General features: G+C 45.0%; 24 protein-coding genes, 1 tRNA gene and 1 other annotated feature. Of the genes, 5 read left to right on the forward strand and 20 right to left on the reverse strand.

All coding sequences use genetic code 11. The features are described 5' to 3' along the window. Positions 1 to 98: 98 nt before the first annotated feature. The 8 genes from phnE (IGI86_RS10000) to rplU form a co-directional block, all read right to left on the reverse strand. On the reverse strand, positions 99 to 890 hold the full coding sequence (gene phnE / locus IGI86_RS10000; protein ID WP_008378503.1) for a phosphonate ABC transporter, permease protein PhnE: 792 nt from the start codon (positions 888 to 890) through the stop codon (positions 99 to 101). Further along, positions 887 to 1,669, reverse strand: a complete 783-nt coding sequence (gene phnE / locus IGI86_RS10005) for a phosphonate ABC transporter, permease protein PhnE (protein WP_005235330.1) — start codon at positions 1,667 to 1,669, stop codon at positions 887 to 889. The genes phnE (IGI86_RS10000) and phnE (IGI86_RS10005) overlap by 4 nt, the downstream gene beginning before the upstream one ends. After that, positions 1,666 to 2,454, reverse strand: coding sequence for a phosphonate ABC transporter ATP-binding protein (gene phnC / locus IGI86_RS10010; RefSeq protein ID WP_144330571.1), 789 nt, complete (start codon positions 2,452 to 2,454; stop codon positions 1,666 to 1,668). Before phnC ends, phnE (IGI86_RS10005) begins: the two co-directional genes overlap by 4 nt. Before the next feature lie 95 nt (positions 2,455 to 2,549). Continuing rightward, positions 2,550 to 3,485 (reverse strand): phosphate/phosphite/phosphonate ABC transporter substrate-binding protein, encoded by a 936-nt coding sequence (gene phnD / locus IGI86_RS10015; RefSeq protein ID WP_005235326.1) that lies wholly within the window; start codon positions 3,483 to 3,485, stop codon positions 2,550 to 2,552. A 463-nt stretch (positions 3,486 to 3,948) separates the two neighbouring features. Then, positions 3,949 to 4,413: a GNAT family N-acetyltransferase gene (locus tag IGI86_RS10020; RefSeq protein WP_430617240.1), complete on the reverse strand. Its 465-nt coding sequence runs from the start codon at positions 4,411 to 4,413 to the stop codon at positions 3,949 to 3,951. Between the two features lie 109 nt (positions 4,414 to 4,522). Further along, positions 4,523 to 4,816, reverse strand: coding sequence for a 50S ribosomal protein L27 (gene rpmA, locus IGI86_RS10025; protein WP_003126181.1), 294 nt, complete (start codon positions 4,814 to 4,816; stop codon positions 4,523 to 4,525). 12 nt (positions 4,817 to 4,828) lie between these two features. Further along, on the reverse strand, positions 4,829 to 5,173 hold the full coding sequence (locus tag IGI86_RS10030; protein ID WP_005225752.1) for a ribosomal-processing cysteine protease Prp: 345 nt from the start codon (positions 5,171 to 5,173) through the stop codon (positions 4,829 to 4,831). A gap of 26 nt (positions 5,174 to 5,199) precedes the next feature. Then, positions 5,200 to 5,508, reverse strand: coding sequence for a 50S ribosomal protein L21 (gene rplU / locus IGI86_RS10035; protein ID WP_005225751.1), 309 nt, complete (start codon positions 5,506 to 5,508; stop codon positions 5,200 to 5,202). A 19-nt stretch (positions 5,509 to 5,527) separates the two neighbouring features. Continuing rightward, positions 5,528 to 5,598: a sequence feature (ribosomal protein L21 leader region), on the reverse strand. A 169-nt stretch (positions 5,599 to 5,767) separates the two neighbouring features. Between rplU and IGI86_RS10040 the strand changes: the two genes are divergently transcribed. Further along, positions 5,768 to 6,421 carry a uracil-DNA glycosylase gene (locus IGI86_RS10040; RefSeq protein WP_034872574.1) on the forward strand — a complete coding sequence of 218 codons (654 nt, stop codon included), beginning with the start codon at positions 5,768 to 5,770 and terminating at the stop codon, positions 6,419 to 6,421. A gap of 17 nt (positions 6,422 to 6,438) precedes the next feature. On the opposite strand, the gene leuD is transcribed toward IGI86_RS10040, so the two are convergent. Genes leuD through IGI86_RS10060 form a run of 4 tightly spaced genes read right to left on the reverse strand, consistent with a single transcriptional unit; the run spans position 6,439 to position 10,970 of the window. After that, a complete protein-coding gene (gene leuD / locus IGI86_RS10045; protein WP_430617241.1) occupies positions 6,439 to 7,026 on the reverse strand; it encodes a 3-isopropylmalate dehydratase small subunit in 588 nt (195 codons plus the stop codon). Further along, complete coding sequence (leuC, locus tag IGI86_RS10050; protein WP_218192957.1) at positions 7,026 to 8,408, reverse strand: 3-isopropylmalate dehydratase large subunit; 1,383 nt, start codon at positions 8,406 to 8,408, stop codon at positions 7,026 to 7,028. Before leuC ends, leuD begins: the two co-directional genes overlap by 1 nt. After that, complete coding sequence (leuB, locus tag IGI86_RS10055; RefSeq protein ID WP_218192956.1) at positions 8,389 to 9,453, reverse strand: 3-isopropylmalate dehydrogenase; 1,065 nt, start codon at positions 9,451 to 9,453, stop codon at positions 8,389 to 8,391. The genes leuC and leuB overlap by 20 nt, the downstream gene beginning before the upstream one ends. Then, positions 9,450 to 10,970 (reverse strand): 2-isopropylmalate synthase, encoded by a 1,521-nt coding sequence (locus IGI86_RS10060; protein ID WP_430617242.1) that lies wholly within the window; start codon positions 10,968 to 10,970, stop codon positions 9,450 to 9,452. The genes leuB and IGI86_RS10060 overlap by 4 nt, the downstream gene beginning before the upstream one ends. Before the next feature lie 576 nt (positions 10,971 to 11,546). Here IGI86_RS10060 and IGI86_RS10065 point away from each other — a divergent pair. From IGI86_RS10065 to IGI86_RS10075, 3 genes are all read left to right on the forward strand, one after another. Beyond that, positions 11,547 to 12,245 carry an O-methyltransferase gene (locus IGI86_RS10065; RefSeq protein ID WP_034872576.1) on the forward strand — a complete coding sequence of 233 codons (699 nt, stop codon included), beginning with the start codon at positions 11,547 to 11,549 and terminating at the stop codon, positions 12,243 to 12,245. Between the two features lie 145 nt (positions 12,246 to 12,390). Beyond that, positions 12,391 to 12,464: transfer RNA gene (locus tag IGI86_RS10070), tRNA-Arg, on the forward strand. 340 nt (positions 12,465 to 12,804) lie between these two features. Beyond that, the gene (locus tag IGI86_RS10075) at positions 12,805 to 13,227 is read left to right on the forward strand and encodes an HIT family protein (protein WP_005235304.1); all 423 of its coding nucleotides are present in this window, start codon (positions 12,805 to 12,807) and stop codon (positions 13,225 to 13,227) included. Positions 13,228 to 13,266: 39 nt separating this feature from the next. Here IGI86_RS10075 and IGI86_RS10080 read toward each other — a convergent pair whose 3' ends face one another. Then, positions 13,267 to 13,803, reverse strand: a complete 537-nt coding sequence (locus IGI86_RS10080) for an AAA family ATPase (protein ID WP_016620458.1) — start codon at positions 13,801 to 13,803, stop codon at positions 13,267 to 13,269. 114 nt (positions 13,804 to 13,917) lie between these two features. Here IGI86_RS10080 and IGI86_RS10085 point away from each other — a divergent pair, with 114 nt between their 5' ends. Beyond that, entirely contained in the window at positions 13,918 to 14,775 is an 858-nt protein-coding gene (locus tag IGI86_RS10085) for a PhzF family phenazine biosynthesis protein (RefSeq protein WP_430617243.1), read from the forward strand. Between the two features lie 153 nt (positions 14,776 to 14,928). Here IGI86_RS10085 and trpA read toward each other — a convergent pair whose 3' ends face one another. Genes trpA through trpE form a run of 7 tightly spaced genes read right to left on the reverse strand, consistent with a single transcriptional unit; the run spans position 14,929 to position 21,338 of the window. Continuing rightward, a complete protein-coding gene (gene trpA / locus IGI86_RS10090; protein WP_430617244.1) occupies positions 14,929 to 15,705 on the reverse strand; it encodes a tryptophan synthase subunit alpha in 777 nt (258 codons plus the stop codon). Then, complete coding sequence (gene trpB, locus IGI86_RS10095) at positions 15,702 to 16,895, reverse strand: tryptophan synthase subunit beta (RefSeq protein WP_016613400.1); 1,194 nt, start codon at positions 16,893 to 16,895, stop codon at positions 15,702 to 15,704. The genes trpA and trpB overlap by 4 nt, the downstream gene beginning before the upstream one ends. Next, a complete protein-coding gene (locus IGI86_RS10100; protein WP_008378521.1) occupies positions 16,892 to 17,539 on the reverse strand; it encodes a phosphoribosylanthranilate isomerase in 648 nt (215 codons plus the stop codon). The genes trpB and IGI86_RS10100 overlap by 4 nt, the downstream gene beginning before the upstream one ends. Continuing rightward, complete coding sequence (gene trpC, locus IGI86_RS10105) at positions 17,536 to 18,294, reverse strand: indole-3-glycerol phosphate synthase TrpC (RefSeq protein WP_016613402.1); 759 nt, start codon at positions 18,292 to 18,294, stop codon at positions 17,536 to 17,538. The genes IGI86_RS10100 and trpC overlap by 4 nt, the downstream gene beginning before the upstream one ends. Before the next feature lie 26 nt (positions 18,295 to 18,320). Further along, positions 18,321 to 19,355, reverse strand: coding sequence for an anthranilate phosphoribosyltransferase (gene trpD / locus IGI86_RS10110; RefSeq protein WP_430617245.1), 1,035 nt, complete (start codon positions 19,353 to 19,355; stop codon positions 18,321 to 18,323). Continuing rightward, positions 19,355 to 19,951, reverse strand: a complete 597-nt coding sequence (locus IGI86_RS10115) for an aminodeoxychorismate/anthranilate synthase component II (RefSeq protein WP_087663971.1) — start codon at positions 19,949 to 19,951, stop codon at positions 19,355 to 19,357. The genes trpD and IGI86_RS10115 overlap by 1 nt, the downstream gene beginning before the upstream one ends. Beyond that, positions 19,932 to 21,338, reverse strand: coding sequence for an anthranilate synthase component I (trpE, locus tag IGI86_RS10120; protein WP_218192955.1), 1,407 nt, complete (start codon positions 21,336 to 21,338; stop codon positions 19,932 to 19,934). Before trpE ends, IGI86_RS10115 begins: the two co-directional genes overlap by 20 nt. Positions 21,339 to 21,346 lie beyond the last annotated feature (8 nt).

The following is a 21,346-nucleotide window of genomic DNA, read 5'->3' on the forward strand; positions in this document are numbered from 1 at the left end:
AGTTTCACGAAACCTGTCTTAAACGACATCCGCCTATCCGCTGCAAAAAAACACAGCCTATGCAGACTGTGTTTTTTTCGAGTACGCACTTCCTTTTATTAAACCAATCGTTTACGCAAGCGCCCAGAGATAAAATCAATGATCGTGACCGTCACAACGATCCCTAATAAAATGATTCCTACACGGCTCCATGATCGCGCATTGATGGCAAAGATCATCGGCGTACCGATCCCACCTGCCCCTACGATCCCTAAGATCGAAGCTGAACGGACAGCCAGTTCAAAACGATACAAGGTAAAAGAAAGAAATTCTGGAATCAGTTGTGGCAATGTCGCAAAGCCTAACACATCCCAACGATTTCCTCCCGCACTAACGACCGATTCTGAAGGACCGTGATCCATGTTCTCGATCGCTTCGCTATAGAGTTTCGCCAACATCCCAATGGAATGGACACTAACTGCCAAAACACCAGCAAAGGATCCGGGACCCACTGTTTTGATGAACATGATCGCTAAGACGATTTCTGGAAACGTTCGAATCGCCGTCAGCACGATTTTACCGAAACCTGATAGCCAGCGAGGGCTGTTTTTGCTGCGCGCCGCCCAAAAGGCAAAAGGAATACTTAATATTGAGGATAAAAACGTACCTACAAAGGCGATCGCAACGGTTTCGATCATCAAACTGATCAAATCTTCGCCATCACCGGTATAAACATAGCCCCAATCAGGATGGATCAAGCCATAAAAGATTGAGCCGACAATTTGACCGACATTTTCTTTAACACCCGCAAAAGGCACGCCAGCAAAAGCCCAAATATAAAGGAGGATAACGACTACTGCGATCAGCCAATTCCGTATTTTTTTCTTTTTCGGTTCTGCTGGCAACATCATAACAATCGCTCCCTTAATCTATTACTGATGGTATCAATCACCAAAACAACTGCAAAAATCACTAAGACGATAATCGACGTCTGGTCATATCGAAATTGGCTTAAAGATCGTTGTAAGAAAACACCGATTCCGCCTGCGCCGATATACCCAAGAATCGTCGATGCCCGCACATTGATCTCAAAGGCATAAAGCAAGTAACTAAGAAAATGGCTCATGACTTGCGGTACGACTGCATAGCGGATGATGTCAAACTTCGATCCTCCAGAAGCCGTGATTGCTTCGATCGGACCTTCATCAATCGTTTCAATCGATTCATAAAACAATTTGGTGATCATCCCAAAAGAAAACACAGAGATGGAGATCACCCCGGCAACGGGACCGATTCCGACAATGGCAACAAATAAAGCCGCCAGCATCAAATCAGGTACTGTCCGAATGATATTTAAAACAAAACGGAAACAACCGCTGATCCAATGATTCGTCATGATATTTCGTGCTGCTAAAAGTGAAAACGGAAAAGCCGCCAGTGCACCAAAGGTCGTGCCGATGATCGCCATTTGGATGGTTTGCAAAATCGGCTCAACAATGATTTTGGCATATGCCCAATCAGGATGAGCCATCTTTTGTAAAATGACATTCATTTGACTGCTGTTGCTAAAGAACCGTGCCAAATCAACGCCAGAAATAGAGCCGCTAACGAACAATACCACTAAAAAAATGACGAGCCACAGAACATTTTTCCATAGTCCGCTGCGTTTCGGCAACGTATTTGTCGTCATTGTCCTGCCCCTTCCTGCTCTTCCATGATCTCGCTACCATAAATCTGTTTCAATCGCTGATCGGTCGCTTCACTGACAGGGCCATCAAAAACCAAGCCCCCATCTCGTAACCCGATGATCCGTGTGCCGTATTCTCTTGCCAATTGGACAGAATGTAAATTGACTACGATAGTGATGCCCAGATCTTGATTGATCCGTTTTAAGTCATTCATGACTTTTTCAGTGGTTAAAGGGTCTAAGGAAGCAACCGGTTCATCCGCTAAAATAATCTTCGGCTCTTGCGTCAAAGCACGGGCAATCGAAACCCGCTGCTGCTGACCGCCAGACAATTCATCGGCTCGAGTATAGACTTTTTCTGCTAAATTGACCCGCTGCAGCGATTGATAAGCCAGCTCTTTATCCGCTTGCGGGAACAAACCAAGCAACATTTTGATCGTTGGGTGATAAGCTACTCGCCCAGTTAAGACATTTCGCAAGACACTCGAACGTTTCACCAAATTAAAGCTTTGGAAAATCATGCCAATGTCTCGACGAATCAAGCGTAGCTCTCTTCCTTTTGCTTTTGTGATCGACTTGCTATCGATTAAAATCTCGCCACTCGTGATCTCGTGCAGTCGATTGATGGAGCGCAGCATCGTTGATTTTCCTGCTCCTGATAAACCCACTACGATGACAAATTCCCCTTTTTTGATATCGATGTTTAAGTCCTTCAAACCTAATACCCCATTTGGGTATTGCTTGGTCACATTCTGAAATGAAATAATCGTTTCGTTCTCTAGAGCCATGATTCTCCTACTTTCTTTCCATTAGGTAAAAATTGCTTTCCATTCGAAAAGGGTACCTCAACTACCGGTACCCTCCCGATCTATTCATCTATTAGTTATTGTCCGACTTGTTCCGCATACTCTCTTACGATGTCGAAATTGCTGTCTTGTGAAACAACGTATCCTTCATGAGAGTAAATATCAGAGATGATTTGTTTTCCTTCTTCATCTTTACCGATCGCGATAAAGGCATCTTGGATTTTTTTGTCCCACTCTTCACTCATGTCGCTGCGGACACTGATCGTATCGTTCGGGATCGGTTCGGTAAAGTACATTGGTTCTACCTCATCCATGATTTCTGGGTAATCATTTTTGACCGTGTTGCGGGCATCTTCAAAAACGAACGCTGCGTCAACGTCGCCATTCAAGACAGATAAGACCGCTTGGTCATGGCCTTTAACTTGAACAGTCGTCACATCCGTATTGATATCGATGCCTGCTTTTTTCATTTCTGCTACTGGCCAAACATAACCGGCAGAAGAAGTAACATCTTGCGTGGCAATCGTTTTGCCTTTTAAATCTTCCAACTCTTTGATATCGCTGCCGCTTTTTACGACGATCATTGAACGATAGCTATCAACCAATTCATCCGTTGATTCCCCACCAGGCTGCTTGATGCCATAACGCTGTGCTTGTAATAACACCTTAACATTGCTTTGTTCATTTGCTAAAACATAGGCATTCGGCGGTAAAAAGCCGACATCTACTTGTTTCGAAGCCATTGCTTCGACGATTGTATTGTAGTCAGTGGAAACACTCACAGTGACTGGAATCCCCAATTCATCACTTAATAATTGCTCAAGTGGTTTTGCTTTTGCTTCTAATGTTTCTGCTGCTTGTGATGGAACAAATTGAACGGTCAACTTTTCTGGTACATATCCTGCTTCTTCAGCCGCCGAGTCAGTACTTGCTCCACCTGAGCCACATGCCGCCAGCGTAACTGCTGCCACCAAACCTAAACCAAACATTGCCGTTTTCTTCCAAACTTTCATCACTTTTTCTCCTTTTCATTAAAAAAATCGAACTCACGGAATTCCGAACTTTCCTTTTTGATTATAAAAAACCAACGAATCAAAAACAATCTTTTTCGAATTACGAACGTTTTCTTTTTTGATAATGTTCGTGTTTCGACCAAAACCATTCGTGAGCACATTCTCAATAATCAACGTTTTTCGAAAGTTTCTTTCCATTTGTTCTACTTCCTCAGAGTATCAAATGAATATAAGGTTTGTGTTGTCAACGTGTAAAGATTCCGTTAATAGCAAAAGGAACTTTGTGAACAACAAAGCATGGATATACTCGTAATTCTTACCCTAAGTGCACAAAATTTCTTGAAAAATCTAGCCAGAAAATGACGGCTCACTTTTTTGACCGGAAAAACACCAATAAAAAAAGCAGAGAATCCCCTTAAGAACCTCTGCTTTTGACCTCATTTTTTACTGTAGAAAGAGTCATTTACCCTTGATCCGTTGGCAGCTGCAACAAGAGTACATGCTCGTTATCAATCATTTCACCTGTCAAGACAAAGCCGTTTCGTTCGTAAAGCTTTGTTGCGATCTCGTTGCCATCTACAGCGGAGATCCTTAATTCTTGCGCTTGGATATGGGTTTTGAACCAATCTAACCCAGCAAGAAACGCCTGAGTGCCTAACCCTTGATTTTGGAATTTTTCTGCGATCATAAACCGCTCGATCCACCACGAAGCTTTTGGATAATCCTCATCCGCCTCGTAAAAACTAAATAGCATAAAGCCGACCATTTCCTCACCATTGTATAGGGCAAATGCCTGACGAGGTTCCTCATAGATCGCCTCTAACATTGAGTACCAATTGGGCGCAACAAAGTCTTCTTGCTCCTTCGTTGTCTTCAAATTCATGCACGCACGATAGTTTTCCTTCGTGATTTCTTTCAACTGAATCATTGCTTCTCTCCTTATCTAAGCCATTACAAATAACTATTTCGTTAAAACGGTTTCATTGGTGTATAAAAAAACACCCAGGTTACTTTTACGTAATCTGGATGTCATTTTCTTATGCTTCTTGCGCTACTGGATAAACAGATACTTGTTTTTTGTCGCGGCCTTTACGTTCGAAACGAACAACGCCGTCAACTTTTGCAAACAATGTATCATCTCCACCGATACCTACGTTTACCCCTGGGTAAATTTTAGTACCGCGTTGGCGATAAAGGATTGATCCGCCTGAAACGGTTTGACCGTCAGCACGTTTCGCACCTAAACGTTTTGATTGAGAGTCACGTCCGTTAGAAGTAGAACCCCCACCTTTTTTGTGAGCGAAGAATTGCAAATTCATTTTCATCAACATGAGATGCACCTCCTAGTTTTCTTTAGTAGTTTTGATTTGGATATAATCGTTGTACTCTTCTTGAACTGATTGCAAGCCGATCAACAAATTTTCTAAAAGAATTTGTGCGATATTCGACTGCTCTTGGGTTAAACGAGAAGGCAGTGTGACTAATAAGTACCCACCATTTTCGTTATCTGCTTCAACTTTTGGCGCAACGCCAGCCAAAGCATCGATCCCATTGACTGCACTGATCGCTAAAGCGGATGCTGCAGCACAGACGATGTCTTTGCCGTATTCTCCTGCTTGTGCGTGTCCAGCTAGTTCAAAAGAAACAATCCGACCAGAGTCATTTCGTTTGAATGTCCCTTTGATCATATTCGTTACCCTGCTTTTCGTAAGAATTAAGCGTTGATCGCGTCAATAACAACTTTTGTGTAAGGTTGACGGTGACCTTGTTTACGGTGTGAATGTTTTTTAGGTTTGTATTTGAAAGTTACGACTTTCTTTTGTTTGCCGTGTTTTTCAACAGTTCCTTCAACAGTTGCTCCTGCAACGATTGGGGCACCCACTTTTGTTGATTCGCCACCTACTAAGATAACTTCATCAAAAGTAACCTTTTGTCCAGCTTCAACGTCTAATTTTTCAACGTAGATTGCTTGACCCACTTCAACTTTTACTTGTTTCCCACCAGTTTTGATAATTGCGTACATGCTCTACAGCACCTCCTTATAATATACTTAGACTCGCCATCCCAAGTGACTTTCGTACTTACTACTTGTTCTGTGCGGTTGTAGCTGTGGAGTCCACAATTACAACAGATTAACTTTATCAAAATGTTTTCCTAAAGTCAATCACTAATTAAGGAAAAGACAGAATTCTTTTGCTACTAGTCATTTCCTTTTGTGCATTTTTTATTTTCTATTACTATAGAAGAAAGAGCACAAGCGAAACAGAATGAGAGGAGTTTTCATGCAATACCCCAAAGAATTAGCCACTGCCGTTCAACAGGCATCCCGCAGTTATCCGTTGGAAGGATTTGTTCCAGGTCAAGGACCGCTGCAGCCCAAATTGATGATCGTTGGTGAAGCCCCCGGTCGAACCGAAATCGAGAATTTTATTCCTTTTAGCGGACAAGCAGGAAAAGAATTGATGAAATCGTTGGCTTTAGCCGGTTTGACCCGTGAGGATGTCTACATCACCAGCGCTGTCCGCAGCCGTCCATATTCCGTCAAAGAACGAATCAACAAGCGCAGCGGTGCCCATGAGATCGTCCATCCCAATCGGACACCTACCAAAAAGGAAGTCTTGCTACACGCACCACTGCTTGACTACGAGTTGTCCATCGTGGATCCGCCCGTCATTGCAACTGTTGGCAATATCGGACTACAGCGATTATTAGGCAACGCCTATTATATCAAAGACCACCATGGCGAAGTGATCCGTTCCAAAATTCAAGAAAGCAATCCGACAAAGGATGGCTATCAATGGTCGGAAAAAGAATATCTGATCGTGCCGATGTATCATCCCGCTGCGATCTTTTATAATCGGACGTTGACTCCGCAAATCGAAGCTGATTGGCGAGGGTTAAGAAACATTCTTTCACAAATACCAGCCGACGAATAACGACCAGTCTCCTAGCCCTACTGCCAATACGCTGGAATCGTCTGCTCATAGGCGGTGATTTTCGCCTCTTCCTGCAAGGTGATACTGATCTCATCGAGACCGTGGATCAATTTGTGTTTCCAGGTAGCATCGATTGCAAAGAAATGCTCCTCCCCGGCAACGATCACACATTGCCTCGGCAAGTCGATGCTGATTTTTTCAGAAGCAGGCAGCGAGGCGATCCTTTGGCGAACAGTCAAAGGCAGCTCGATGGGCAGCAGCCCGTTTTTGGTGGCATTCATATAGAAAATATCACCGAAGCTGCCAGCAATCACGGCTTTAAAGCCGTAATCCAACAGCGCCCATGCCGCATGCTCTCGAGAAGAACCAGAACCAAAATTATCACCAGTGACGAGGACTTGAGCGTTCTGATATGCTGGATCATTCAAGATAAATGCTGGATTAGGCTTGCGTTGCGGCAAATAGCGCCAATCGTCAAATAAAAATTCGCCAAACCCCGTTTTTTCAACGCGCTTCAAATAATTTTTCGGTAGGATTTGATCGGTATCGATATTGTCATTCATCAAAGGCAGCGTCGTACCTTCAAATTGCGTAAAAGCTTCCATTAACCAACACCTCCAACCACTTCTCGTACATCGACAAAACGCCCATGAATCGCAGCTGCTGCCGCCATTGCTGGACTACAAAGGTGCGTCCGAGCGTTTTTCCCTTGCCGTCCAACAAAATTGCGGTTTGACGTGGAGGCACAGTGGACGCCTTCTGGTACTTTATCAGGATTCATTCCTAGGCACATGGAACAGCCAGGCTCCCGCCATTCAAAACCAGCCTCAATAAAGACTTTGTCTAAACCGATAGCTTCCGCTGCTTTACGAACAGGGCGTGAACCAGGAACGATAATGCCAGTGACCCCTTCTTTGATGGTCTGACCTTTCAAAATCGCCGCTGCTTCTTGCAGATCAGACAAACGACCATTGGTACACGATCCGATAAAGATGTATTCGATGGGGATATCGGCAGCCGTCTGTCCGGGGTGCAGTGCCATATATTCATAGGCCTGCTGATCATTGTGATCTCGCACTTCAGGAAACGTTTCGCTGACCGGTACTCCCATTTCTGGATTGGTGCCCCAAGTGATGTAAGGTTCTAAGGTTGCTGCGTCTAAGGTGATCAGGGCATCATAGTTGGCACCTTCATCGGTATAAAGGGTTTGCCAATCCGTCACCGCACTGGCAAACGCTTGTGGCGCAAAGCGTCGATCCTTCACATAAGCAAAGGTCGTTTCATCAGGTGCGATCAAGCACATTTTCGCCCCACCTTCGATCGACATATTGCAAATGGTCATGCGCTCTTCCATCGTCAGGTTGCGGATCGTTTCGCCAAAGAATTCTACGGCATAGCCACCACCAAAATCTGTGCCATGCGTCGCGATCAATGCCAAAATAATATCTTTGGCGTACACCCCCGGCTGCAGCTGACCGGTGATCTCAACTCCCATGCGTTTCGGTTTTGTCTGCCAAATCGTCTGTGTCGCAAAGACATGCTCCACTTCACTCGTACCGATCCCAAATGCGATCGCGCCGAAAGCACCATGTGTGGCAGTATGGGAATCACCGCAAACGATCGTTTTTCCTGGTTGGGTCAGGCCTACTTCTGGGCCAACCATATGGACAATTCCTTGGTTGGCAGAGCCATTGTCACACAATTCGATCCCAAAATCATGACAGTTTTTACGTAACGTATCCATTTGCTTTTTTGCAACCAGATCGGTGATGGTAAAAATATCTTTGGTAGGCACATTATGATCCATTGTTGCGAAGGTTTTTTCGGGACAGCGAACTGTCCGTCCCGCTTGCCGCAAGCCTTCGAAGGCTTGCGGCGTCGTCACTTCATGGATCATATGCAGATCGACATAAAGCAGCTGCGCCTGCCCTTCTTCTCCTGTGATCACATGCCGATCCCATAGTTTATCAAACAGCGTTTTCCCCATAATTGCTCACTCCTAACTGTGCAATGACCGCTTCTGTAAAGGCAGTTGTCGTTGCCGTCCCACCTAAATCACGCGTCAAGATCCCCGCATTCATTACCTCATAACACGCACTTTCGATGGTATCTGCCAGCTGTTCCTCTTGAAAGGACTCTCTTAGCATCATCACGACAGACAAAATCATGGAAACCGGATTGGCACAATTTTGCCTAGCAATATCCGGTGCCGAGCCATGGATCGGTTCATATAAAGAAACCCCTTCTGCACCATGGCTTGCGCTTGGTAGCACCCCTAATGACCCCGGCAAAACCGAGGCTTCATCACTTAAAATGTCGCCAAAGAGATTTTCGGTCACGATTACATCAAAGTCTTTGGGATTTTGGATGATTTTCATAGCGGCGGAATCAACATATTGATGAGTCAACTGACAATCCGGGAATTCCTGTGCCGTTTCTTCCGCTAATCGGCGCCAAAGCCGGCTAGTCGCCAACACATTTGCTTTATCGACAGAGAGAACACGCTTCTTCCGCGTACGGGCGATCTCAAAGGCTTTACGCAAAATCCGTCGAATCTCTGCTTGGTGATAATGATTGATGTCGTAGGCTTCTTCAGGTTTTTCTGCTTTTTCGCCAAAATAGATACCGCCAGTCAACTCACGAACGATGACAAAATCTGTCCCTCGAAGGATCGTTTCTTTGATGGGAGACAAAGCAATCACCGCATCAACTACTTTGATGGGTCGAATATTGGCGTATAGACCTAACGCTTGACGCAGATTCAAAAGTCCTTTCTCGGGTGTTGTCGGTGCGTTTTCCCAAGTTGGATCACCGATGGCTCCTAAAAGGACCGCATCTGCCTGCTGGCAAGCTTGTAGTGTTTCTTGCGGCAATGGCTCTCCAGTAAGTGCCAGCGCCGCTCCACCAAATGGCCGCTGGTCAAAATGAAAGTGCTGGAGATGGTCAGGACAAGCCGCTTTCAATACCGCAAGGGCACTGTCCATAATTTCTGGTCCGATGCCATCTCCTGCTAAAACCACGATCTTTTTCAAACAAGGACACCTCGATTCTTTAGAGCTGCGCTAGCCTGTACATATGCTTTGGCTGACGCCTGCAAGACATCAAAGTCTAAGCCGATCCCGCTGATTTTTTCATTGGTTTCCTGGCATTCAATGACCACGTGCACTTCCGCTTGCGCATCTTCCCCACTGGTCAAGGCAGTGATCTCATAATTCAACAACTTCGGCTGCTGCTGGAAAATCTGATCGATCGAGTTGTAGATAGCTTGGATACTGCCGGCACCGCTGGCTGATGCCACTTGTTTTTCCTCGTCTTTGATGATAGAAACCACTGCTCCTTGATGGCCATTGGACACGTATTGTAGCTGAACGGCGTCCAACTCGCAGCCGCCTTCTTGGCTGCGGCCTTGATCGGCCACCAAAGCCAGCAAATCTTGTTCGGTCACTTGCTTCTTTTTATCTGCCAATTCTTTGAAGCGTTTAAACAATTCGTTGGTTTCTTCTTGGTCAAACTGGTAGCCCAGTTGCTGCATTTTATCGACAAACGCATGGCGGCCAGAAAGTTTGCCTAAAGGCAACGAGTTGGTTTCTAACCCCACCAACTGTGGGGTAATAATTTCGTAGGTCTCAGGATTTTTCAAGACGCCATCTTGATGAATCCCTGATTCATGGGCATAAGCATTGCCTCCGACGATCGCTTTGTTTTTCGGTACCGTGATTCCTGACAAACGTGCCACCAGATCGCTGGTTCGTTTTGTTTCGTTTAATTTGATGTTGGAGGTAGCCTGATAGAAATCATTGCGAATATGCAACGCCAAGGCCACTTCTTCTAATGCAGTATTGCCAGCTCGTTCGCCGATCCCGTTGATCGTTCCTTCCACCCGATCAGCACCATTTTCAATAGCCGCCAGCGCATTGGCTGTCGCCATTCCCAAGTCATCATGACAATGGGAAGAAAAAGTGATCTGCTGCTCGCTTTTGATATTGGCGATCAAATAGGCAAAAAGCGCTCCATATTCCGTAGGATTGGTAAACCCTACTGTATCGGGCACATTGATGATCGTCGCGCCGGCATCAATCGCTGTTTGAACCGCCTCAAGCAAGAAGGCTTTATCGGTGCGGGTGGCATCTTCTGGCGAGAATTGAACTTTTTCAAAGCGTTCACGCGCATAAGCCACATGTTCTTTGATGGAAGCGAGTACTTCTGCTTTCGTCATATTCAGCTTGTACTGGCGATGCACCTTACTCGTTGCTAGAAAGACATGGATCTGTGGATCGACGGCTTGATAAAGAGCTTCATAGGCACGATCAATGTCTTTTTTCTGACAACGGGCAAGTCCTGCAACGGTCATTTTCGTCACCGCCCCAGCAATCGCTTTGACTGCTTGAAAATCTCCTTCTGATGCAATCGGAAAACCTGCTTCGATCGTATCAATGCCCCATTTTTCTAATTGCAGCGCCAGTTGAACCTTCTCTTTCGTATTAAAGTTGACTCCCGGGGTCTGTTCACCGTCTCGCAATGTCGTATCAAAAAACTGGATTTTTCTCATCACTATTTCCTCCTTAGCAGTGGTAGGAGCACGCTTGGCGCGACCTCATTCAAACACAATTGAAAAAATGGTATAAAAAAAGCACTCCATAAAGGGTTTCCTTCATGCAATGCGAATAGGACTCTTCAAATGATGCCTTAAAAAAGGCGGGTCATAGAAAAAGAGTCCTTACGATAATAATAATAAAAATGCAGCTGTTTGTTTCAATCGTTTATCCATCGTCGTCACCTATCACTTTTTTTATCTTGTTATGAAGATACCAAACAGCAGGTTCCTCTGTCAACACTTTTCCCTGAATTTTCTGAATATTTCGATAAAAAGTTCGTTTTTGCCCTGTTGATGGGTTGCTTTTCTTCCTTGATGAAAATTTAAGCAGAACCTGACGAGATCTTCACAGGATTTTAACCAAACCTCCACATAACACCGTTATGATAGAAATATCCCAAAAATATTTTTCACCCCTTTATCCTGCCAGTCTTATGACTGGTTTTTTTGTTGTTCCAAAGACTCGAAAAGATTGAACTTAAGGTGAGTTATTCGTATAATAAGGGGCAGCGATAAATTAGGAGGATGAAGATGCGCAACGAAATGATGCATCGTCCAGTAGTCAAACCAGAACTAGTGGCGTTTATGCGTGAAAAACAAAAGCAATTACCCGGCGAACTTGGTGAAATCGAGCAAGCCGCTCATGAAAAAGAAGTGCCAATCATCCCACATGAAACAGTGGTCTTTTTGCAGTTTTTATTAGGACAGCTCCAGCCAAAAGAAATCCTTGAGATCGGCACAGCGATCGGTTTTTCTTCAAGCTTGATGGCGCAATGTGTGAAAGATGGTCATGTCACAACGATCGATCGCTTTGACGTCATGATCCGCAAAGCCAAAGAAACCTACGCTCGCTTAGGAAATGAAGAAAAAATCACGCTATTAGAAGGACAAGCGGCAGACGTCCTACCTACATTGAGTGGCCCTTATGATTTTATCTTCATGGACAGCGCCAAATCAAAATACATTGAATTTTTACCAGAATGTCTGCGTCTATTACGCAAAGGCGGTGTGCTGATGGTGGATGACGTATTTCAAGCTGGAACGATTCTACACCCCATCGAAGAAATCCCTCGTAACCAGCGAGCGATCCATCGCAAATTGAATCTTTTCTTGGATACCGTGATGAACCATCCTCAGCTGACCTCCACGCTTGTCCCTTTAGGAGATGGTGTGATTCTCATTACGAAAGAAGCAGATAGCGTAATTCTTGAGGAACCTGAGAAAGGTTGAGGGCAGCTGCGCTTCCTTTTTTCAAAGAAAAAATAAGAAAAGGGCGAAAAGCGATTGACATTGCTGCGCCCTTTTTCTATAATGTTATTTGTTGCTGATTGATTTCAACAGCTTAGGCGAAGTGAGCATTCGCTGAAAATTATTTGTTCCAGTAGCTCAGCCGGATAGAGCATTCGCCTTCTAAGCGAACGGTCGGGGGTTCGAATCCCTCCTGGAACGTTATATTATCGTGCATTGCACTAGCAGATCGTTAGGAATCTTGATTCCTAACGATTTTTTTTGATAAATTTTTAAAAACCACTTTTTTCAAACGTCACTTTTACCACAAATCAGCAGCACGGTGCTTTTCTTTTGCAAACAACCTATTAACTAATTATCTAAAACATCATTAATTATCACATATAGTTTTAACTGCTAAATAAATATGATATTATCCTCTCAAAGAGCGGCTTAATTACAAAGATCGTTTATGGTTTCCCATAATCCCGTAGCTTCACATTTTTAGATATTATACTTCTCGAACACAACTAACAAAATTTATTCCATAGGAGGAATTTTGATGGAAGAATGTCCTTTTTGCCGCATCGTCTCTGGAAAAATAAAAAGCCATGTAATCCATGAAGATGACAGTGTTTGCGCCTTCCTTGATCATGCCAAAGACGTGGATTATCATATGCTGGTTATTCCTAAAAAACATTACACCAGTATTTTAGATTGCGACCCCGTTCTTCTTGCTCACCTCATTCAAACGGTTCAAAAAATAGCAGATCATTGTGTCACTCGCTTAGGATTTGATGGGATTAATTTGCTAAGCGCAGCAAATCAAGCAGCGGGTCAATCAGTCCCTCACTTTCATCTTCATTTGATTCCGAGAAAAAAATGTGACGGTATCAATGCGTGGCCCACATTCAATGGAGCAGCGCTCTCTTTAGAGGAAGCAGCGGCATTTTTGACCTCTGAAACAGATAGTAAGGGAGATTAAACAAAACTCAGTAGACTAAATCTTGCTTAAAAGCGCTTCTTAAAATACTTGATAATACTTGACTTGTTCTGCTAGCTGATCAGCTGGTAGAGCACCATCCAGTACATAGTCGGCTGTTTCAGCAATGATCTGTTCGTGTAAAACAAATAGCTCTCTTGCATAGGAAAGATAAGTATCTGCCCAAGTCAAAATCGCTTCTTTTGATTCGTTCGTATAATCCCGTTTAATCTGACGAGCAAAAGCAATATCTAGTGGTGTTTTCAAATAAATCACCGTATCGATCAACTGACGCAAATCTTGGTGCTCATATCCGAAGGGAAAGTCCACAAAAATGATTGGTTGAATGCTCATCGCTCTCTTCAAATCTTTCAGTAGCAGACTGATGTCATATTGATTGATCGCTGCGCGGGGATCTTGTAAAAAATAATCAAAAGATGGTGCTGAGGGCAATGCATCGATACTATAATCATCAAAGGAGATCACTATTCCATCTGCCAATCTACTCAATTCACGAACCAATGTCGTTTTGCCCGACGCTGTAACGCCACTCACTACAACTACTTTCCCTCTCTTCATAAAGTCCCTCCTCTGTCGTACCTTCAGTATAACACGCTTACCCAATCCGTTTTCATATCCTCCTCCTGCAAAAATTATGCTATGCTTAACAAGAACAAAGAAAGCAGGTGTCCTATGGAGATAACGGTACATATCGCAAGTGGGTTTAGTAAAAATCAAACGGGTGGCAACAAGGCTGGAGTCGTCTTGTTGGAACAGCCTCTTACGCCACAACAAAAGTTAGCCGTCGCAAAAGAGTTAGGCTTTTCAGAAACAGCTTTTTTATCGAAATCCCCGCAGGCCGATTTCCGATTTGACTATTTTACGCCAAAAGAAGAAGTTGACTTATGCGGACATGCAACAATTGCCTCCTTTGCACTATTATCGTATCTAAACAAACTTTCCAAGCAACAGTATCGCATCGACACCAACGCCGGACGTTTGTCGATCACCATCAAAGACGGTGTCATTTTCATGGAACAGAACAAACCACTGTTTTCAGATGTACTTTCACTAGAACAATTAACTGACTGTTTTGATACCAATGCTATCAATGATCAAATTCCTATTCAAATCGTTTCTACTGGATTAAAGGATATCCTTATTCCAATCAAAACAACGGCCCAGTTGCAGCAAGTTGCACCTAATTTTGAGGAAATAAAAAAAGTAAGTACGCTTCAACAAGTAGTTGGCATGCACTTATATGCAATGGAAAAAGAACGAATCGTTTGTCGTAACTTTGCTCCATTGTTTGACATCAATGAAGAATCTGCCACAGGCACTTCCAATGCCGCCTTGGCTTGCTTCTTGTATCAAAAGTGTGCCCTCGAAAAAGAAGTGTATCGCTTTGAACAAGGCAGCAATTTAGGTGAACCTTCTGAAATCTTTGTCAAACTCGTTACGACTTCGCGAAAGGAAATCCAACATGTTTACGTTGGGGGCAGAGGGCATTTTTGCGAGACAGTAACCATCGACACCGATACACTGGCATAATCACGACAATTTGGGGCTGATCTTCAATCAGCCTTTTTTCTTTTCCTCTTCACACATCACGTTCTTTTTTCCATAGCAGCCCATCAGTACCTCGAATACTAGTTTTCTCATAAAAAAAGAACCCAATTCGGGTTCTTTCCTTCACATTGTTTTCTATGGCTTACCAACGAGTTCTGCTAACAGCTCACTGACTTTAGGCAGTGGCTCGTTTTGTAGCACTGCTACGATTTTTGAACCGATCACTACCCCCTCACACACACTGGCAAAGCGCTGCACATCTGCGTGGGTCGAGACCCCGAAACCAGCTAATACTGGAATCGGACTTTTTTCCGAAATGGCTTGCAAATGCTGATCCAGCTGTTCGTTGTATTGGCGATCTTCTCCAGTGACACCGTTCACTGTCACAGCATAAACGAATCCTTCCGCGTCTTCGATCAGCGTCTGAATTCTGTCTGGAGGACTGGTCAAAGAGACCAGTGTGATCAGCGCGAGATCCGCCGCATCAAAAGTAGGGGTTACTAGTGATCGATGTTCAAAAGGTAAATCTGGAATAATCAACCCTTTCACATTTGTCGCTTTTAACTCATTTGCTAACTGTTCAATCCCATAATGAAAGAATGAATTGGCATACCCCATCAATACCAGTGGAACCTCGGAATGGATGGTTTGCAGCAAAGCAATGATCTTTTTTAAAGTGGTCCCATTGGCTAATGCCTGCATTCCAGCTGCTTGGATGACCGCTCCATCTGCGACTGGGTCTGAAAAGGGCACGCCGATTTCAATGGCCGCTGCGCCATGTGTCGTCAACAGTTCGATTTCTGCTGGCAGGCGTTCCAGTCCGTTGGCACCCGCCATAATATAAGGAACAAATAGTGGCTTGCCTTGTTTTTGGCGCTCCTTTAGTTTCATCGTCAATGTTTTGCTGGTCATTTCGCTGCTCCTTTCCGGTCTTTGATTTGTTGAACATCTTTGTCCCCTCGCCCAGACAAGCAGATCACTAAGCGTTCTTCGGGTGTCATGATTGGGGCTAGCTTTAGGGCATAGGCAACGGCATGAGCACTTTCCAAAGCAGGAATAATGCCTTCGATTTGAGACAAGAGATAAAAGGCGTCAACGGCTTCTTCATCAGTGACAGCGAAATACTCCGCTCGCTCAATCTCCTTCAAGTAAGAATGCTCGGGACCGACCCCTGGATAATCCAAACCAGCTGAAATCGAATAAGGTTCGATCACTTGCCCATCATCGTCTTGCAGCAGATGCATTTTGGTACCATGTAAAATACCGATACTGCCTTTCGTCAAGGTCGCCGCATGCTCAGTAGTATCCACACCTTTCCCAGCTGCTTCAACGCCAATCAAACGAACGGTCTGATCATCGATAAAAGGGTAAAACATTCCCATCGCATTGCTGCCGCCGCCAACACAAGCAACGACTGTCGTCGGTAGTCGTCCTTCTTTTTCTAATAGTTGCCGTCGTGTCTCACTGCCAATCACACTTTGAAAATCTCGAACGATCTCTGGAAAAGGATGCGGACCGAGTACGGAACCCATCACGTAATGGGTGTCCTCGACGGTTGCGACCCAGTAACGCAGCGCTTCATTGACAGCATCTTTCAATGTCTGATTGCCTGAAGTGACTGAAACCACTTTTGCTCCCAACAATTCCATTCGAAAGACGTTTAGTGCTTGCCGCTGAACATCTACCGCACCCATAAAAATCGTGCATTCCATACCGAACAACGCGGCCGCAGTCGCTGTGGCGACGCCATGCTGTCCAGCACCTGTCTCCGCTACCACTTTCTTTTTCCCCATCCGCTTTGCTAATAACACTTGCCCTAGCGCATTATTGATTTTATGGGCGCCCGTATGATTCAAATCTTCTCGCTTCAGATAAATTTTGGCACCGCCTAAGTGTTGTGACAAGCGCTGTGCATGATAAAGGGGGGTCTCTCTTCCTACATACTCTTGCAAATATTCCTGTAATTCTACTTGAAAACTTGCGTCCGCTTGTGCTTCACGATAGACAGTTTCCAATTGCTTGACTGCATACATCAATGTCTCTGGCACAAACTGCCCGCCAAAAGAACCATAAAAACCTGCTTCTGTGGGGTATTGGGTCATTTTATCTTCTCCTTTACTAAGTAAATAAATTGTTCGATTTTCCGACTGTCTTTCTTCCCCTGGGTTTCAACGCCTGAAGAAACATCGACAGCATAAGGCCTAAAAAGTTGGATCGCCTCTTCTACATTTTCCGCGTGCAAACCGCCAGCAATAAAAAATCGCTCAGACAACGGTAACGGTTTTCTCGCCGCTTTTTGCCAATCAAAGGATTGGCCGTTGCCGCCAGCATAAGGGTGATCTCTTACTGGAGCGTCCAATAACCCAAAATCTGCATCGCAGCTTAGGAAATCTTGTTCTAAAGTCTCTGCTTCTCCATCAAAGGCTTGGATCACTGCGATCTTTTGATGCGCAAAAATGCCTGTCTGGATGGCTGTTTGCAAAGATGGCAGAACCTTTCCATGGAGCTGAATCGCTGTCAGCTGGGCGGCTTGAATTGCCGCTTGCACTTCTTCAAAACTTGGAGAAACGAAAACCCCGACTTTCCCTACATTTTGGGGTACTTGCTCCGTTATCTTGCGGACTTGTGTCGGATCGATTCTCCGACGGCTTTCGGCAAAAACAAAGCCAAGGTAATCTGCTCCTGCACTGATGGCAGTTTCGACATGCAGCCGTTCGGTGAGTCCACAAATTTTCACTTTGGTCATCGGCGGCTCACCTGCAAATCTGCAGCTGTTTCAGCAATTCGATTGCTTCTCATCAACGTTTCTCCAACGAGGACTCCATGATAAAACGGTGCAAGCTGCAGCACATCGGAGGCAGTTCGAATACCAGATTCACTGATGTAAACCGCCTCTGACGGCTGAGGTGCTAAAGCAACACTGACATCCAAGGAAACGTCAAAGGTTTTTAGGTCACGATTGTTGACGCCGATGATTTTGGCCCCTAAGGCTTGGGCTTGTTGAAATTCAGCCGCATTATGAGTCTCAACGAGTACTTCCAACCCTAGTGCTATTGCCTCTTGATGAAGTATGGCTAAGCGTTCTGGTTTTAAAGCGGCCACGATCAATAAAACAATACTGGCACCCGCATTCTTGGCGCGAATCAATTGTTTTCTGTCGATAATAAAGTCTTTGCATAGTATAGGCACCGAAACGGCATTACTGACTGCTTCAAGATCTGCCAGCGAGCCTTTAAAAAACTGCTGGTCGGTCAAAACGGAAATCCCGCTGACACCCGCGGCTTCATAAGCTTGCGCTTGTGTGACTGGGTCGATTCCTTGGTTGATGTCTCCTTTTGAGGGTGAAGTACGCTTGATTTCAGCAATGAGGTGCATTTTTTGTGGTCGGTCCTTGACTTGCTGATAAAATGATGGACGCTTGGTTACGACCTTTTCGATTTCTTGTGGCATCGCGGCAACTTCTTCAACTTTTTTCTGGATGATCGTTTCTAAAAAATCCATGATTCTCCTCCTTACAGCTTTCGTAGTTAATGGCTATTTGACTGACGAATCAGCATCTGCAGTTTGTCGTAGGCCGCGCCCGAAGCGATACACGCTCGTGCCATCGCAAAGCCTTCCGCTAGGGTGGCGGCTTTGCCGTTGGTATAAAAGCCTAACCCTGCATTTAAGACCACTGTCTCTAGATAAACGGAAGGGTGATTTTTCAAAACTGCTGTTAAGATCGCGGCGTTTTGAGCCGCATCTCCGCCGACGATCGCCTCGATCGGTGCTGGCGTAAAGCCATACGCTTGCGGATCCAAAGAAAAATTCCTCACCTTTCCTTCGTGATAAAAACTGATCGCCGTTTCACCTGCCAAATTGGCTTCATCCATCCCATTACATCCATGGGTCACCATTGCTCGTTGCCGACCAAGACTGCCTAACGCCTGAGCGGTGTCTACCAAGCTCTCGCCAGCGTAAGTACCGATCAGTTGCGTAGTCAACGGAACAGGATTGATTAAAGGGCCTAATAGATTAAAAATCGTTGGTGTCGCTAATTCTCGCCGTATTTTCATCACTGCTTTCATGCCCGGATGCAACGACGGGGCGAAGAGAAAAGCGATGCCGACTGTCGCTAATAGATCGGCGATTTTTTCTGGTGATGCTTGAATTGCCACCCCCAAGCATGCTAAGACATCGGCACTGCCTGAACGACTAGAGATACTGCGATTGCCGTGTTTTGCCATCGTGATTCCCCCAGCTGCTAAAACGAAGGCAGCCGTAGTGGAGACATTAAAACTATTGGCGTGGTCGCCACCAGTGCCGCAATTGTCCATGGTGTCTCCTCCTTCATAAGGAATGGTCACGGCATGCTCTAACATAATTTCTGCTAAAGCAGTCAATTCGGCAGCTGTGATGCCGTTGATCTTCATCGCAACTAATGCTGCGCCCAATTGACTTTCTGAAAACACCCCGCTTAAAATTCCTTGAGCAAAGTGACGCATCTCCTGATAACTTAAATGACGGCCATTAAATAATTGCTGAGTGATTTGTTGCGGCGGCTGCTTTTTTAGTGCTTGCATTAAAGATTCCTCCTTTTTTCATCTTGTGTTTTTTCTGTATTATCCGAGACGAGTTTAAGAAACTGTTCTATGAAAAATGCCCCCTCGTTTGTTCCCATTGATTCTGGATGGAATTGGAGTCCTACGATTGGTTTTTCGCGATGCTGAATCGCCATGATGATCCCTTCTGTTTCAGCCAACACCTCAAATTCCGCTGAAAGTGTCGCTGGCTCAATGACAAGCGAGTGATAGCGCATGACAGTCATGTCTCCTAGGTAGGTTTCGAATACGCCTTTTTTCTGATACGTAAGGGTCGATTGCTTGCCGTGCATAATAGCTGGTGCTTGGACCACTTTGGCACCAAACGCTTCACCAATGGCTTGATGACCTAAGCAGATGCCTAAAAGCGGCTTGCTATCATGGTATGTTTTGATCAAAGAAATCATGAATCCTGCCTCTTCGGGACGGCCTGGTCCCGGGGAAAAAATGATGGCATCTGCTTCTTTAGCAACAATAAAAAGCTCTGGATCGTCATTTCGCAAGACGATCGTATCCGCTGGACATTGCTGGACTAAGTTATACGTAAAGGAATCATAATTATCGACTAGTAAAATCATTGGCTGACACCTCCAATAGTGCTTTGGCTTTGTGTAATGTCTCTTGGTATTCAGATGAGGGATCAGAATCATAAACGATCCCCGCCCCTGCTTGGACATAAGCGATCTCGTCTTTCAATACCAATGTCCGAATCCCGATGGCAAAATCCGCTTGATCATTTCGTGAAAAATAACCAACTGCACCAGCATAGACACCTCTTCGAACAGCTTCCCACTGATAGATGCGAGTCATGGCACGAATCTTTGGTGCCCCGCTGACCGTGCCTGCTGGCAGGGTTGCTTTCAAGGCATCCATTGCCGTCACACCTGCTCTGCGCTTGGCAGCCACTACCGAAACGATATGCATGACATAGCGGTATTTCTCGATCACCATGTATAAAGGAACATGAACCGTGCCATGTTCAGCGATTCGTCCCAAATCATTGCGCCCCAGATCGATCAGCATTTGGTGCTCTGCACGTTCTTTTTCATCTGCTAATAATTCCGCCGCCAAAGCTTCGTCTTCTGCTTTGGTTGCCCCTCGTTTGCGGGTACCAGCGATTGGATTTGTGGTGATCGTTGTTCCTTGAACCCGAATCAAGCTTTCAGGTGAACTGCCGATCACTTTGAATCCGTGATCGAAATCAAGATAATAGAGGTAGGCAGACGGATTCGTCACTCGCAGTTTTCGGTAATAGTCAAAAGGATCTTGTGTAAATGCTGCTTGCAGACGTTGGGAAGGAACCACTTGAAACATATCCCCTGCCGTAATTCGGGCTTTTGCCTCACGAACGATCGTTTCATAGGCATGTTGGGTAACATTACTTGTAAAATGCAGCTTTTCATTCGATAACCCACGGGTCTCAGCTGCGACCGGTGTCCTTAATTGCTGCTGCACCGCTTGGAGTACCTGCTCCATCTCGGTGGTCCCCCTTTGGCTGTAGCAATTTTCAAGGATGATCGTCAAGGTTTCCTTTTGATGGTCCAGAACGAGAAAAGTTTCAAAAAGCCAAAAGGCCATATCAGGCACCTGCAATTCATCTGCGGGCAGTTGTCCAATATCTTCATAGCAAGCTGCGATATCATAGCCCGCATACCCGATCGCCCCACTTTGCAGCGGTAGATTCGGTAAAGCGCTAATTTCCTTTTTGACTACATACCCTTCCATTTCTTTTAAAGGATCCTGACACGGGTACTTGTTGACCGTTTTTTCCAAAAGATCCTCTACTTGAAAAACACCATCCTTAAAGGTCAGTTTCTGAACAGGATCAAAAGTGAGGATCGAATAGCGTCCCGTATCTTCTTCTCTGGGAATACTTTCCAGTAAACATTTATGCGCCCCTTGAATCCGTAAAAACACTGAGACAGGTGTCAAACAATCGCTGTTGATTCGTTCCATTCGATACATAAGCTGCT

This window comes from Enterococcus sp. AZ188 (assembly GCF_050544075.1).
Taxonomy (GTDB): domain Bacteria; phylum Bacillota; class Bacilli; order Lactobacillales; family Enterococcaceae; genus Enterococcus_D; species Enterococcus_D entomosocium.